The organism is Paenibacillus sp. FSL H8-0034, assembly GCF_038000305.1.
Lineage (GTDB): Bacteria > Bacillota > Bacilli > Paenibacillales > NBRC-103111 > Paenibacillus_S.
On record NZ_JBBOBS010000001.1, the window covers coordinates 5,144,090 to 5,158,399 of the forward strand.

The 14,310-nt window shown below is 45.3% G+C and carries 15 protein-coding genes; all 15 read right to left on the minus strand.

Annotation, left to right across the window (positions count from 1 at the left end):
- Window positions 1–14: 14 nt before the first annotated feature.
- The 15 genes from NST47_RS23215 to NST47_RS23285 all read right to left on the minus strand — a co-directional run bounded on the left by NST47_RS23215 (window position 15) and on the right by NST47_RS23285 (window position 14,177).
- Window positions 15–1,016, minus strand: a complete 1,002-nt coding sequence (locus tag NST47_RS23215) for a hypothetical protein (RefSeq protein ID WP_341157255.1) — start codon at window positions 1,014–1,016, stop codon at window positions 15–17.
- A 26-nt stretch (window positions 1,017–1,042) separates the two neighbouring features.
- Window positions 1,043–1,279, minus strand: coding sequence for a Flp1 family type IVb pilin (locus NST47_RS23220; RefSeq protein ID WP_341157256.1), 237 nt, complete (start codon window positions 1,277–1,279; stop codon window positions 1,043–1,045).
- Window positions 1,280–1,336: 57 nt separating this feature from the next.
- Window positions 1,337–2,203, minus strand: a complete 867-nt coding sequence (locus tag NST47_RS23225; RefSeq protein WP_341157257.1) for a type II secretion system F family protein — start codon at window positions 2,201–2,203, stop codon at window positions 1,337–1,339.
- 15 nt (window positions 2,204–2,218) lie between these two features.
- Window positions 2,219–3,064, minus strand: a complete 846-nt coding sequence (locus NST47_RS23230; RefSeq protein WP_341157258.1) for a type II secretion system F family protein — start codon at window positions 3,062–3,064, stop codon at window positions 2,219–2,221.
- Between the two features lie 51 nt (window positions 3,065–3,115).
- The gene (locus NST47_RS23235; protein WP_341157259.1) at window positions 3,116–4,339 is read right to left on the minus strand and encodes a CpaF family protein; all 1,224 of its coding nucleotides are present in this window, start codon (window positions 4,337–4,339) and stop codon (window positions 3,116–3,118) included.
- Complete coding sequence (locus NST47_RS23240) at window positions 4,326–5,462, minus strand: AAA family ATPase (RefSeq protein ID WP_341157260.1); 1,137 nt, start codon at window positions 5,460–5,462, stop codon at window positions 4,326–4,328. Before NST47_RS23240 ends, NST47_RS23235 begins: the two co-directional genes overlap by 14 nt.
- A gap of 281 nt (window positions 5,463–5,743) precedes the next feature.
- The gene (locus NST47_RS23245; protein WP_341157261.1) at window positions 5,744–6,145 is read right to left on the minus strand and encodes a hypothetical protein; all 402 of its coding nucleotides are present in this window, start codon (window positions 6,143–6,145) and stop codon (window positions 5,744–5,746) included.
- 48 nt (window positions 6,146–6,193) lie between these two features.
- Window positions 6,194–6,568: a DUF1304 domain-containing protein gene (locus tag NST47_RS23250; protein WP_341159735.1), complete on the minus strand. Its 375-nt coding sequence runs from the start codon at window positions 6,566–6,568 to the stop codon at window positions 6,194–6,196.
- A gap of 44 nt (window positions 6,569–6,612) precedes the next feature.
- The gene (coaD, locus tag NST47_RS23255) at window positions 6,613–7,119 is read right to left on the minus strand and encodes a pantetheine-phosphate adenylyltransferase (protein WP_076228546.1); all 507 of its coding nucleotides are present in this window, start codon (window positions 7,117–7,119) and stop codon (window positions 6,613–6,615) included.
- A gap of 271 nt (window positions 7,120–7,390) precedes the next feature.
- Window positions 7,391–8,041 (minus strand): class I SAM-dependent methyltransferase, encoded by a 651-nt coding sequence (locus NST47_RS23260; protein WP_341157262.1) that lies wholly within the window; start codon window positions 8,039–8,041, stop codon window positions 7,391–7,393.
- A 60-nt stretch (window positions 8,042–8,101) separates the two neighbouring features.
- Entirely contained in the window at window positions 8,102–9,175 is a 1,074-nt protein-coding gene (locus NST47_RS23265) for an SAM-dependent methyltransferase (RefSeq protein WP_341157263.1), read from the minus strand.
- Window positions 9,133–9,912: an ABC transporter ATP-binding protein gene (locus tag NST47_RS23270; protein ID WP_076228543.1), complete on the minus strand. Its 780-nt coding sequence runs from the start codon at window positions 9,910–9,912 to the stop codon at window positions 9,133–9,135. The genes NST47_RS23265 and NST47_RS23270 overlap by 43 nt, the downstream gene beginning before the upstream one ends.
- Before the next feature lie 9 nt (window positions 9,913–9,921).
- Window positions 9,922–10,269, minus strand: coding sequence for a cyclic-phosphate processing receiver domain-containing protein (locus NST47_RS23275; RefSeq protein WP_341159736.1), 348 nt, complete (start codon window positions 10,267–10,269; stop codon window positions 9,922–9,924).
- A 192-nt stretch (window positions 10,270–10,461) separates the two neighbouring features.
- A complete protein-coding gene (locus NST47_RS23280) occupies window positions 10,462–11,895 on the minus strand; it encodes a ribonuclease H-like domain-containing protein (protein WP_341157264.1) in 1,434 nt (477 codons plus the stop codon).
- On the minus strand, window positions 11,892–14,177 hold the full coding sequence (locus NST47_RS23285) for a DEAD/DEAH box helicase (RefSeq protein WP_341157265.1): 2,286 nt from the start codon (window positions 14,175–14,177) through the stop codon (window positions 11,892–11,894). The genes NST47_RS23280 and NST47_RS23285 overlap by 4 nt, the downstream gene beginning before the upstream one ends.
- Between the last annotated feature and the right edge of the window lie 133 nt (window positions 14,178–14,310).

Sequence of the window (14,310 nt, forward strand, 5' to 3'; positions counted from 1 at the left end):
GCCATCCCCCCTTATTATTCATGGATTACTATAACGATGCCTTTGCGCTGAAGCTCTTGTCTAAAGCTGGCCGAGAGCGTCACCGTGTCCCTGCTGGATTGCTTAAAGAAATGCCAGACGACCCCTTTGATCTGAGTACCCTCTTGCAGCAGCTCAGCATCCTTAGGCATTTGAACTTGACGAAGCTGACTTTCATTAAAGGTGTAAAAGGCTTGATGTGCAACCTGATTGGCATCCAAGGCGTCTACTTGACGCTCCGTTGCAGCATTTACCCTGACTGTCTCGGCCTTCCCGTTAACAAGCGTTTGTAAGTATTTAACTGCACTCGCATGGCTATTGATGACAGCACGAGGTTCAGGCACTGAGGTGGGTTCTGTGAAAGTTTCAACCGCAGCACGTGGTGACAAACGTCCTTTCACTTCACTAATAAATGTTCGTGTCAGATCAATAATACGAATTGATTCTACGGGATCAACCACTTGAGCTTGTGCCGTGGACTGCACTTCATGAAGGAGCAGCTTTTCCGCATATTTAGGCGAATGAAACGGTTTATTGAGATATACGGACACCTCTCTAAATATGCCGCTGTTGCGATATTGCATCATCCCATTCCATTCCTTGGAAATCGCAGCGCCTATCCGACGCAGCTTTCCTTCAGGACTTCGATCTCCGCTGGATGCTGCAGTAGGCAGGGTTACCTGTGAAGCTGCATTGGGAATCAGGAACGCAAATAGATCCGAAATGCTGTCACTGTGCAGCCGCCAATATAATCCATCATCTTCACCAGAATTATAGGCGCCTGTGATCGTATTCTTCGTACTGTTATCCCATGTAAAAGCGGCACGATCAGCGGCAATCCCTGCAGATTGCTGTGCGGATGAGGACTGAAAAACGAATACCGCCAGAAATAAGAGCGACAACGTGCTGAGCAGTATGAGCGGCATCACAAAGCTGGCTTCGATGGTGAACGTTCCGCGGGTTTCGCGAAGCAGTTTGGTATAAGTCGACTTGAACATGGGATTATGACTGCTATCACTTGTTCTCAGGGATTCACCTTGACAGCATCATTTTTCAACGTATCCGTCATCGTTCCGTCTCCTTTAAACGAAGTATTCGTTGACGTAAATAGCTCTTCAATCCATTTAATAATCCATTTGCGAAATGCAATTGCAACAATCACAAGCACCGCTACAATCAGCAAAATCTCCAGCGTTCCAAGCCCATCCTCATCGCTCCAAAAATTCTGAATCCCTTTATTTACGACACTTATTTTCGTCATACAAACACTCTCCATCCTCATAATAGTTGAACCATCGTATTTATAATTCATTAGCCTTTATTGCTCCATCATCAATATTGCCGGTGCTGCTACCACAACCATGACGACCAGGAATATGAACACCATCGGAAACACCATTTTGGATGATGCTTCTTCTCCAAGTGTTTTGGCAATGGATTTTCGCTTTTCCCATAAGGTAAAAGACAGCTCCTTGAGTGACATCACCAACTCATCGCCACCTCTTTTGTAATTGAGCAACAGTGTAGTCGTGAATAAGGATACCTCTTGAATCCCGCAGCGCTTGTTAAAATCTTCCATCGACTTGGTGAAAGAGGCGTTCATGCTGATTTCATAAGCAGCTATTGAAAGCTCCCTTAACAATGGACTTTGCTGTACATTTGGATTTCGCTCAATACAGCGCATCAATGCCTTTTGCACAGCTTCTCCTGCATTTACGAGCAGTACAATTTGATTCACCATTTCAGGCAGATCAAGCAGCATCTGTCTTTTCTTCTTGAGAAGCTGACTTGCCAGATTTTTGTATAGGAGAAACGGTAAAAACAATAAAAGTCCACTTCCATAAGCTAGCATTTCCGCTCCTACATCCGAAGCCCATCCAAGAAAAGTACTTCCTATAATAATCAGAATCGAATACGAAAGAATTCCGACAATAAAACATTTGGTGCGAATCATAGCGGTCTTGCTTCCGTATAACCCAAACATTATATGGTGTATCTTCGAGATACTTTCAGGCAACCGATCAGCTACCCTCAGCTTGTCCATCAGCCACAGCGATACAGGGGCAACAACAATAGTCGGCTTTAACAACACTTGGTGCTCCTTAACAAATCCCTTATACAGCGGGTTTGCCAGCATTAATATCACCCCAGCGATGACAAGCTCTACACACAGCAAAGCTAGCATGTACACAGTCGATCATCACACCTTAATATTCATAATCAATTTTGTTATGCCAAAGCAGCCAAGAAGTATCAGTAACGCTGCGCTCATGATTAGATATCCCGTTATCCCTTTGTACATCGGTTCCATATAGTCCGGAGAACTGAAGCTGAGCACGGCAATTACGATAACGGGTGCAAAAGCAAGCACTCTCGATTCAAAACGTTTTTGCGCCATCATAACCGTAATTTCCTGCTGAATATCCAGCTTTTCCTGAATAATCGAGGCTGTACGCCGGATGACATGAACCAGGTTGCCTCCCGTTCGCTTGCAGGTTGCAAATACTTCTGTAAATTGCTGAATATCATCAATCTGAGTCCGTTCACTTAAATCGTTCAGGGCCATTTCAATCGTTTCTCCATTTTCAATTCGCCGATTAATCGTCTCTAGCTCCTTCACAATGAGTGCCCGCGGGTCCGGATACAGAAGTCTTAAATCAACCAATGCTTCCTGGAATGCATTTTCAACCGATTTACCTGCCCCCAAGGCCGACGACAACGAAGCCAGTGCTTGCTTGAACTGCAATTGAAGCAGCGCCTTGCGTTTACGGATAAGATCTTTTCTACGGATTTTCGGATAGTAGAGTCCGACCAATGAGATTAGTAACGCTGCAATCACATGTTGATAAAATACATAACCAATCCCACCCAAAATCCCCATAGCTATGACCAACGTAACGATTAATTCTGTCGAAGTCATCTCGTACACATTATACTGGAGCAGTTGAGGACCGATTGATACCTGTTTGGTTTTTTTCGAGCGTCTGGAAGTAAAAAATATCCAAAGGCCACCACCCAGCAATACTGCCACCACAATAAAATACAAGCCGCTGCCTCCTTTCCATTGCTACCTTTTCCTTTGCTGCCTTGACTCGGTTTACAGAGCATAGCCCGACATAGCCAGCTTGTCCTGCCTAGTCAGCACATTACCGGTCGGCCTAAGCTCACCGATCACACGACCTTCCTTGTCATCTCCCCTTTCTACAAATTCAAACAACCGATTCAGCCTGACCTCGCCCCCTTCCATGCCAATGATCTCACTGATCTCAGTCACTCTGCGCGAACGGTCACGAAGCCGCTGAAGATGAATCATAATATCAATCGCTGAACATATCTGTTTACGTACAACTTCAACGGGCAGCGCTGCACCGCTTAACACCATCGTTTCCAATCGGCTAAGCATATCCGTACTTGAATTCGCATGGCCTGTTGAGAGTGAGCCATCATGCCCGGTGTTCATTGCCTGCAGCATATCCAGGGCCTCGGCGCCGCGTACTTCTCCAACTATGATTCGATTGGGTCTCATCCGCAGTGAGGAACGGATCAAATCACGTATCGTGATCTCGCCTTTTCCTTCCGTATTGGCATTTCGAGTTTCCATGCGTACCAAATTCGGTACTGTTCGGATTTGCAGCTCGGCTGAATCCTCGATTGTAATTATCCTTTCATCGTCAGGGATATATTGCGACAAAGCATTAAGAAAGGTTGTTTTTCCTGATCCTGTGCCACCTCCAATGAATAGATTGTACTTGGCTTTCACCAAATTTATCAGAAAATCAGCTGCTTCCTTGGTTAATGCACCCCTGGCTGTCAAATTATCCAGTGTCAGAGGCGATTCCGGGAATTTACGGATTGTCATGGCAGGCCCTTCAAGTGCGACAGGCGAGAGCACCACATTGACACGCGAACCGTCCAACAGCCTCGCGTCCACGATAGGGTTAGCCTCATTGACCGCACGATTTACCTTGGCAACAATCGCCTGAATGACGTCCTCCAGCTTCTCCTTGCTTTCGAATTTCACTTCCGTTAATCGGACACGACCCTCCTGCTCGATAAATATTTGATCGTGACGGTTAATCATAATCTCCGTAACCGCTGGATTATCGACCAAGGGCTGCAAAACGTCCAACCCTCGAAATGAGTTAAATAATCTCAGTACCAAAGCGTGCTTTTGCCCGGCGGTCTGATAGTGGTCAAAGGATAGCGCAAATACCTCCTGCTCCACCATATCCATCAGCTGCTGGTCCGTCACCGAATAAGATAAATCGAGCTTTTCTTTGATCGTTTGTTTTAAGCCAGCGAAATCTTCATCCGACAGCATAGGTGTGTGCCTCCGACCCGAATGAGGATAGTAAGGACAACTTGGACAGCCCTTCACTGAAAACCCCTCTTACCTGCAAGGCTTCAACAGCAGCATGTGCTTTCCATTCCGGAATATAGGGCAAATATCCAGCAATCGCAGCAGGCAAGGCTGAGCGGTCATTCAATAAATTTCCATTGAATTTATTCACGACTACATAAAGCTTACGTCCCCAATCCGCCTCATGATCATCCAGACTTGAACGCAGCAGATTCATTAATACTTGTGTTTTGTCCCAATGAACTCGATCATCAAGCACTAACCATAGGACCTGGTCACTAATCCGCAATGCAGCTTTGGTTCTGGGTTGAAGCGCTGAATCCAAATCAAGGATAATGTAATCGTAGGCTCCTGTTGCAAGCACCGAACGTATCAACGATTGTGTATCCTTATCTGTAATTTCCTCCATTTCTGCAGGCTCGCACATACCCGGAAAATAATCAAAACCCATAACCGGATGCCGTCTCTTATACAGCTCTACCTTTGCCGTCTGCAATTGTTCACTCGTTTTCCCATAGTACAAAATGCGCGATAAATTGTTTTCTTCCTGTTTCAAGCCGACCTCCAGCCATGATAAAGAGGGCAGCTGTTCCAGGTTCAAATAAAATACCCGCTTCCCCTGATAGACCAGCTCTCGTGCCAAATGAGTCGCTGTGACCGTTTTACCGCTGCCGCCAACTGTGGAGTACACGGAAATGATCTCTGCCGAATGATTGCCTCTTAATCTTGGGCTTGACGTATACTCATTAAAGTGTGAAATAATATGTGAAACAAACTGATTCAGCGGCTGATATTTGCACAAAATTGGATATTCCATCACATCCGCCGCCACAGGAACATCGCTCAGAATGATCAAACATCCATGCTGCTGCTGAAAGACCCTTTCTGGAAGTGGCATAAAGCTTTCATGGACCAATAAAATATAAGGTTCTTTAGACCGCTCGATATAATCAAAGCCTTGCTCCTTGTTCGAAAATGTCGTGAACATGAACTTCTCCGCATGCTCGGAGGTACGAATATAGGAAGAACACATATCGACGAAATAATGATCTTCCTCCAACAAAACGAGTCTCATCTTCCCCATCCCTACATCTCCCCCTTTACTTGCATGATCCCACTGGCCACGAGGATAACCGCTACAATCGCCAGCACGATGGCAGCCTTCACCTTATTGTTAATGTGCGCCCCTCCTTATCCAAATACGAACGCAAAAAAAGCACTCGCTAAACAAGAAACTTCTTGTTCAGCGGTGCTTCCGCATTTGTTTTTCATATTTACGTTGATTATAGCACAATAAATGGTTTTTTCAACCCTTATATTGTAAAATTCATTTTTTACATAATAGAGTCCAAACCAAAATATCCATCATTCAATTATTTGAATCAGCATTCCAAATAAATACTCCAATTCCTGGATCGAGATATCGAGAGATTCGGCTTGCTGAGAAAAGCTGAGATTCGGACTTTCCTTGAACAATTTTAACAAATCTATTAAACAATTTAAAGAAGGGTTCTCTGCTTCAGAGTTCTTTCTTTTGTAAGCTTTATGGGTACCGACCTGCTCAATAATTCCAAAGTCGATCAGTTTATCGATCCATTTAACAATGTCCGTGTGTGTTACATCAAGAAAATTAGCCATCACCTTATGAGGAAGCGTACAACTGCCATCCTCCAGGCTTTTAAGGTCTATGAGTTTAAGTAGCCTATTGTAATTTTCAATACGTACGATAAGAGGATCTACGATATCTGCCGTAAATAAAGTATGCATACATTCTCCATGATTTCGTAATTAATAAACTTTATGAGCTCCTGTAGTTCATGTTAGCCAAACAAAAAGCAGTGCTATAATAGCTGGAAGTCCCTGAACAAGCAGAATCGACTTTTTGGCAGTCATTCCGCCGAAGATCGCTGCTACAATAACACATAACAAAAAAAAGATTTGAAGTTCTTTTGCTACCTCCACATGAGAGTGGAATAAGCTCCAAATCAAACCTGCTGCCAAAAAACCATTATACAGTCCTTGATTAGCCGCAAGTGACTTGGAAGCTTCCGCTACTGCCGGTGTCATGCCAAAAGCTTTCAAGCCCTTTGGTTTGGTCCACATAAACATTTCCAAATATAAAATATACAGATGTTCTATTGCGACTAATGCTACTAAAATTTTAGCTATAATGATGACAGCCACCCCCATTCCCACATTGTTAACCAGATAAGTCGTTTATCGGACCCGGAATTTTATTTGAACGGAGGTTGATTCGTTTCCTGCATATAGCATATCGCTTGATCGTAAGCATCCGGAGTCATATAGTTAAGGGCAAGCGTATACTTATTGGACTGGAAAAACATCCGAACCAATGAACTGCTAGTTTGCATGTAAGGTGTGTACGGCGATAAATAAATCGTATCGGCTTCTGTTGAATTACGAACAAATTGCTCCAATTGGAGCTCATAGTCCAAATCAGTCGCATTGCGAATTCCCCGTATCACAACATCAATCTTGTGCTCATTAATATAATTGGCCACGATGCCTTCAAAAGGTACAATATGCGCTCGCGTATTATATTCCGCAGGAATCGAGAGTCTGACTAATTCCGTTCTTTGCTGTAATGTAAAATAATGCGACTTGGCCCGATTGTTGGCAATAATGATATGTACTTCGTCAAATAAATTAAAAGCACGTTCTATAACGGACACATGTCCAAGGGTAATGGGGTCAAAGCTTCCTGCATAGACGGCTTTCATGAGTAGTCACTCCTTAGCATCTACAAGTCTTTTATTCTTTGTTTAGCCCGAAGTCATCCATCGTATTTTACCATCTCTAATAAGTCAATGCCTGGCGCGTATGTAGTATCTATTTCTGTTTGTCAGGTCTGCGGCACGAACAAAAGAGCAAGTATGGAGATCGCCAATAAAATCGCGATGGGCACGAGCAGTCTTATTAACAAAATATTTCCCATTATTCGCTCCTTACTTATAACTCCTGAAGGCTTTCTTATCAAAAGTGATGATGTACTTATTTCAAATTGATCACAGCCAGCTCCCATAGAAACTTAGGTTTACCATAACGATGCAGGACAGCTTCTTCTATGTAGGTGAGTTTCCATTGTTGAAACAGTTGTTCGAGTCGATCCTTATCAAAAAAACGTTTGCGGTGTCCCTCATGCTCATAATAACCAGCTTCGATTTCCTTACCCATACCCGCACCAAAATTGACGTCTTTTATAGAATTCACTCTGCATAGTAAATAACCATCTGATTGCAAAACACGCTGCAGTTCATTAACAATAGCAATCGTCGCTTCCCATGAGAAATAATGCAGACTCAAATCAGCGATAATCACCTTGGCGCTATTATCAGCAAATGGCAACGGCTCCAGCAAATTCACCGCCCGTGTATCCGCAAGCGGAACATGCTGCCGCACTCGCAGCAGCGCTTCCTCTGACCAATCACAGGAAATGACGTCAAATCCACGTTCAGATAGAAACAAGCTGTCACACCCATTTCCACAGCCAAGGTCAAGAACAGCTGTCTGTCGGGAGGCTTCCAGCACATCCATATGCTTCACAAGCCAATCGTCATATACTGGAGGCTTATCTTCATCCTTGATGTTATAAATAGAGTTCCAGTTCGATAATTCGCCACTTCCTGCATACTCGTTAGCCATTCCGAGCCTGGCCCCCTTTATCCATTTCGATAATCGTGCTCCAAGCTTTTCATAAATCTGCTAAGCTTTGATAAAGAACAAAGTGAGCTCCTCACGGTTATGAAATAATTGCTTGGCTTTTTGCATGGTGAGATCCGGGGATAAATCGCCTACAAGCTCCCGAACCGTTTGAAAAGCTTTTTTGTGCATCAATTTTACCGTAATGATCGCCGTTCCACCTGTAATCAGTGCAGGCAGTAGTCCTTTAATAAGCTTGCCCATTTGTCTTGGACTCCAGCTCATATCACAAACAATCAACTCAAAGGAAGCATCCTGCAGCTTCACATCGGCAGCATTTTTTTGATGGAAGGTCAGATTTTTGTTTTTCAGCAGATCCCTATCCAGCTTGGCCGGATCGATTGCTGTCACCTTGATTCCGCGTTCCAGCAGCAGCGAGGTCCAGCCTCCAGGGGCAGCTCCGACGTCCAGCGCCGTCTTGTATTGTGTTAAATCAAGACCAAATACCTGCTCCGCCTCCAGCAACTTGAACTTGGCACGTGATAGCTGACCCTCTTCTTTGCGATAGCGTATCGCACCGCCTGACCAATCAGACAAGTTGTGTTCCGGCTTGGAAACGCCGATATAGGCAATCCCTGGAACCAAATAGAGAGACACAATAAAATCCGAGCCTTTGGCAACAGGAACTATTGCGTAGGTTTCCGTCAATATATGGTCAAGTGCCTGCTTATATTCACCTTGTGAGACACCCGTTGTAAGCTCCTCGGTTTTACGAACCTGCACCGCAATCTTGCTCTCGGCGTCCAACTGAATAGAACGGATAGCCCACGACTGTAGAGAAGCCAATTCACCATCCCAATCAAGCTCCGCGTCCACAGGCTGAATATGGCGAAGAAACATCGGCTCTTGCGTTGTCAGCTTGAGAATCACTTCGGATTTGCTCACTGGAAGCTGGAAAAGAAAGATTTCATTAGGAACCAGATGCGTAAACTTGATAGGCGATCCAAATAACCTCAGAATTTCCTCCTGTGCCTGCTGTCCATAGCCGCGATTGGCTGTACCGATAAAAGCGCTGCTTTGCAGCTCATCCACACTCATTCCCCAAGTACCTTGATCCAGGGACGGCCCTGAAACCATTCAAGAGTAACCGGAACCTGAAATGCGCTCAATAAATTCTCTTCATTCAATACGTCTTCCTTACGACCAGAAGCCACGAGCTTGCCATCATCAATCAAGGCAACATGCGTGAACATCGGCATAATTTCCTCGATATGATGCGTGACGTACAATACGGTAATATTTTGCTTGCCAAGCTGATTAACGGTTTCAAGCAACCGCTCACGCTCAAACAGGTCCAATCCCGAGCAGGGTTCGTCCATGATCAGAATCGAGGGGCTTGTCATTAATGCCCGGGCCAGCATCACCTTTTTGCGTTCCCCTTGAGAAAGCGTGCCCAGTGGTTGTTCAGCTAGATGTGAAAGACGAATCTCATCCAGCATCCCTAGTGCCTTCGTACGCACCTCAGGCGATATTTCCTGATAAAAACGCAAAAAAGCATACTCGCCAGTTGCGATGACCTCCCATACGGGATCAGCTGGATTCAGCTTTTCATATAGAGATTGACTGATATATCCGATTTGTTTACGTACTTCTCTCACATCACATTGTCCATAAAGCTGATCCAGAACCTGAACCTGCCCAATGCTTGGGAATTGATACCCGTTAATCATCTCCAGAATCGTCGTTTTGCCTGATCCGTTTTTGCCGAGAATGACCCAATGTTCACCTGCATGTACCTGAAGCTCAATATTCGATAAAATCGCCCGCTCCTCGCGGATAAAATGTACATTACTTAATGATATAACGTGCTGCATAATACAAGATCACAACCTATTCTTTGCTGTATTGGCAATGGTTTGAAGCGTATCGTGAGGCATCGGTCCGTTAACCAGCTTAACACTTTCCGGCTTGCTTCGGTATAAAAGCTGATGCATCGCCTGTTTACCGCTCCAACTGGAGGTATGTAAATAAATTTCACGTGGAAACCGCTGAGAAGAAGCCAGAAAGCTGGCTACCTGCAGTCCGGTTGGTTGGCCCCATCCCAGATCAAAATCAAGAGACAGGACGCCAACCTCACATTCCTGGAGCAGCAATATACATTCCTCTGCATTATGGGCAGCTACAAAACCGACAGGGCACAGACGTACATCATCTAAAAAAACATGTATGATAGCAATCACCCTCCATAGAATCTCTATGAGCAGCATGGTATCGCATGACCGTGTTCCTCCGAACTACCTCATGCAAACATTGTATAATATTTTTGCAGCCTTGTAACGCTCCCAGGTGAAAATACACGAATCTGTAGTCTATATATTTCCAAATAAAGTCTATGTTATGCCAAAAATAGAGCTTATCCTCGTTTAAATCAAGTTATCCATCGTCAGATCAAGATCTGATGCTGATCCAACCTGACTTCGGGTAACTGTCCTTTTCTTATCCTTTGTCTTCTGATTGTTAGCTCTGGCGGACTTTTGTCGTAATCGTTGGATGCGCTTCTCCAAATCTGCGATACCACTATCTTGCCCATGTTCGAGCGATTTTGTTGATTGTCGTTTTCCAGTTGACCTAGCACCTCCGCCCCCATAGGAGCGCTTCAATGAATGCTGCCGCCATGCTTTGTCTAGTGCTTGCTCGGCGTAGGACAGCGCCAGCCCATACTGCTTCTCTCGATGCTCATAATGCATGGACAATTCGACATAAGCGTCCAATGAAGCGGTCGTCCGTTCTTTTCTGCGCTCCACGTACAATTCCCACAAATCTCGTGCTGCTGTATAACGGTGCTGCTGCTTATACACCTGGGCTAGCGGCAGCAAATAATCATCAGCCCCTTGCTCTCCCTCAGCAGCTGTACCTGTAATCCGCTCGGCCAGACACTCCAGTGCCTGCTCAGACATCCACTGCTGGTTCAACTTGTCCAACCATACACCCAGCCGATACAGCTCTTCCAAGCCCATATCCTTAAAATTGCTTTTCCCGCTCAAAATCCTTGCAAAATGTATCGATAAACCAGCCAACGATAAAATATCGAGTTCATTATGAATAAATACACCCTTGACAATAGAAACCTTTCGTTCTGACAAATATTGAAAATAGAGCACTGGAGCGAGCGCGCCTGACACATCATCCTTGCGTACAACGCCAAGCCGTTCCTCCTCGACCTTACCCAACCGACATGAAGGCAGTGTATGCTTCCACAGACTGCGCGATGGGTATAAAAAGTCAAAGTGTCCAGCAATCGGAGTATCCAACTGCATACGATTCAAAATATAACGATTCTTAATGATCGGCCAATCAAAGGTTTTGCCGTTATACGTCACCAAATAAGGATGCTCGGCTATCTTCTCGTGCAGATGATGGAGCATACCCAGCTCCTCACCCGGATCACGAATAAACATCTGCTCTACAACAAACTGATCTTTTTCGTAAAAACCGATACCAATCATAAAAGCTACGTTTCCCGTACCAATCCCAAGACCGGTTGTCTCCGTATCGAGATAAAGCAATTTTTCATGAGTAAGGCCATCCTGCTCCTCTGAAGTCTCTGACTCAGCTCCCAGCAGATGTAGCAGCTTATCGGACTGTCCCAACAGCTCGCTCAACGCGTAACGCCCATGTTTGGCCAGTTGGTCATAGTAACGCCGTCTCATCACAAACGAGCCCCATTCATTGTGTTCCATATGAGCGTCTATTACTGACCATTCCGATGTCTGAGCAGATGCATCCGATGCAACTGCAGGTTTCGTCTGGCTTCCCGATGATTTGTGGCGCAGCAGTCTGTCACGAAGTCCACTCATCGGGTTACCTCCAGCCGCCGCAGCAAGCTGAGTGAAAGCTGCTTACCCATCAATCCAACCTCTTCAATAGGTCCGACACAGGCAGGACAGCCGCTAAGACATTGGCAGTTTGAAATAAGCCGCTTCGCTTCAGCTATTAATTCACCATGGACGTCATATAGTCGTTCACTCAAGCCCACACCCCCAGGATAACTATCATAGAAAAATATCGTTGGCAGCTTATTGTGAATAGCACGTACCTGCGGCACTACGCGAATATCCCGTGGATCACACATCAAATAAAGCGGCGCGATATGTACCAATACATTGGATAAGCCGAGCAGCGCAAACTGCATATCATTAACCGAGGTTTCCACTGAGGCTTGTTCCGAAAAGGTAAACCAATAAGAGCTGGTGTGCAGCTCCTCCTCGGGCAAATGAATCGGTCCTGAGCCAATATTCTCATGAGTACGCAATCTGATTTTTTTAAAAATAGTCGGCTTCGCATTCAGAGTTACTTCGCCATAATTACGATGCAGTCCGTACTCCTCCACTTCGCGGTGTACATGAAGCACCTTTAGCTGGACGGCCATGCTTGCGTCTGTAAAATAATCGACATTCACCTGGCGTACGAACGCTTTTTTCTCTTCATAGTCAAGCTTTTCCACCTGGAACTGAATGCCCTCATGGATATATATAGCTTCTTCATGAATCATCGTCGGTGCACTGAATCGATCCACTTCTCCAATAACCCGCGTACCATTAGTCATATCTACTATGACAAAGTTTTCCTGAGCTGCGGAGCGTAATGAAATATCGTGCGCGGGAAACGACTGATCCATCCAATACCAACGATTTTTCACGAGATGCAGGATATGCTCCTCTGTCAGGAATTCCAAAACATCCTTTAATGATTCGCCGCCGAATTGCTCTCCCTCTTCAAAAGGAAGCTCATACGCCGCACATTTGACATGATCAACCAAAATAATCAAGTTATCGGGATGTATTCGCGCCTGCTCTGGTGGTCGTTCAATAAAGTATCGCGGATTCTGGATCATATATTGATCGAGGGGATTACTGCTTGCGACCAGAAACGTGATGGAGCTTTCCTGCCTCCTGCCTGCTCGACCGGATTGCTGCCAGGTGCTGGCAATCGTCCCCGGATATCCGTTAAGCACGCATGCCTGCAATTGTCCGATATCGATGCCCAGTTCAAGCGCATTCGTACTGACAACCCCGCGAATCTCCCCACTACGCAATCCGCGCTCGATCTCTCGTCGCAGCTGTGGCAAATAACCGCCGCGATAGCCGCGAATCGACTTGGCACCCAGCTCATGCTTGGTCAGGTCCTGCAGATAGGTAAGCAGCAGCTCTACGCGTACACGACTTCTGGCAAATACGATCGTTTGTACACCTTGCTTGAGCAGCATGCCTGCTATTTTACGAGTTTCCAATACACTGCTCTTCCGTATACCTAATTGTTGATTTACTACAGGTGGATTATAAAATACAAAATGCTTTTCACCAGCCGGAGCTCCGTTGCGGTTCACCAATGAAACGGGTTCGCCAATCAGACGCTCGGCGTGCTCCTGCGGATTATCAATGGTTGCCGATGCACAAATAAATTGTGGCGAAGATCCATAGAAGCGACAAATTCGCTTCAGCCTTCGAATCACATTGGCTACATGACTGCCGAATACGCCCCGATACGAATGTATTTCATCAATTACGATATATTTAATATTTTCGAATAGCTTAACCCACTTGGTATGATGAGGAAGAATGGCAGAATGGAGCATATCCGGGTTCGTCACAACAATGTGACCCGCATTCCGAATAGCCTGCCTCACTGTCGGAGGCGTATCCCCATCGTAGGTATGTGTCTTGATATCTGCTCCCATCCTGTTTACGGTTTCCTGAAGCTCCGATACCTGGTCTTGAGCCAATGCTTTGGTCGGAAACAAATAAAGGGCACGTGCACTATCATTATTCAATATTTCCTGTAAAACCGGCAGGTTATAGCAAAGCGTTTTACCGGATGCAGTTGGGGTTACGGTAACAACGTGATGGCCTGCTGCTGCCTCGCGAAACGATTCCGCCTGGTGCGTATACAGTCCTGCAATCCCTTTGACCTTCAGCGCAGCTAACAAGATCGGATGAAGCTCAGGCGGAAATGCATCATACATCGGATCTCGCGGCGGAATCGTATGCCAGTATGTAACCTGAGACATCAGCTCTGGAGTATTTTTCACTAATTGGATCATTTCATCTATGGAATCAACCTTGCCGGTTAATGGGTTCATGGGATTCAAGCTCCTCATATAAAAGCCGGATTGTAGTAGCTTATATTATAGCGAATGTACGTTCTTATATCAATTATTTGTTTAATATTTATTTATCCCAATGCACACATATAAAATAGCCCTGAACGGAATA

Excerpts from the sequence above, each read along its gene's own strand:
- NST47_RS23215 (WP_341157255.1), bottom strand. The coding sequence starts at position 1,016 with ATGTTCAAGTCGACTTATACCAAACTGCTTCGCGAAACCCGCGGAACG.
- coaD (WP_076228546.1), bottom strand. The coding sequence starts at position 7,119 with ATGAAAGCCGTCTATGCAGGAAGCTTTGACCCCATTACCCTTGGACAT.
- NST47_RS23285 (WP_341157265.1), bottom strand. The coding sequence starts at position 14,177 with ATGAACCCATTAACCGGCAAGGTTGATTCCATAGATGAAATGATCCAA.
- NST47_RS23245 (WP_341157261.1), bottom strand. The coding sequence starts at position 6,145 with ATGCATACTTTATTTACGGCAGATATCGTAGATCCTCTTATCGTACGT.
- NST47_RS23280 (WP_341157264.1), bottom strand. The coding sequence starts at position 11,895 with ATGAGTGGACTTCGTGACAGACTGCTGCGCCACAAATCATCGGGAAGC.
- NST47_RS23225 (WP_341157257.1), bottom strand. The coding sequence starts at position 2,203 with ATGCTAGCTTTGCTGTGTGTAGAGCTTGTCATCGCTGGGGTGATATTA.
- NST47_RS23270 (WP_076228543.1), bottom strand. The coding sequence starts at position 9,912 with ATGCAGCACGTTATATCATTAAGTAATGTACATTTTATCCGCGAGGAG.
- NST47_RS23265 (WP_341157263.1), bottom strand. The coding sequence starts at position 9,175 with ATGGTTTCAGGGCCGTCCCTGGATCAAGGTACTTGGGGAATGAGTGTG.
- NST47_RS23260 (WP_341157262.1), bottom strand. The coding sequence starts at position 8,041 with ATGGCTAACGAGTATGCAGGAAGTGGCGAATTATCGAACTGGAACTCT.
- NST47_RS23220 (WP_341157256.1), bottom strand. The coding sequence starts at position 1,279 with ATGACGAAAATAAGTGTCGTAAATAAAGGGATTCAGAATTTTTGGAGC.
- NST47_RS23235 (WP_341157259.1), bottom strand. The coding sequence starts at position 4,339 with ATGCTGTCGGATGAAGATTTCGCTGGCTTAAAACAAACGATCAAAGAA.
- NST47_RS23250 (WP_341159735.1), bottom strand. The coding sequence starts at position 6,568 with ATGGGGGTGGCTGTCATCATTATAGCTAAAATTTTAGTAGCATTAGTC.
- NST47_RS23240 (WP_341157260.1), bottom strand. The coding sequence starts at position 5,462 with ATGGGGAAGATGAGACTCGTTTTGTTGGAGGAAGATCATTATTTCGTC.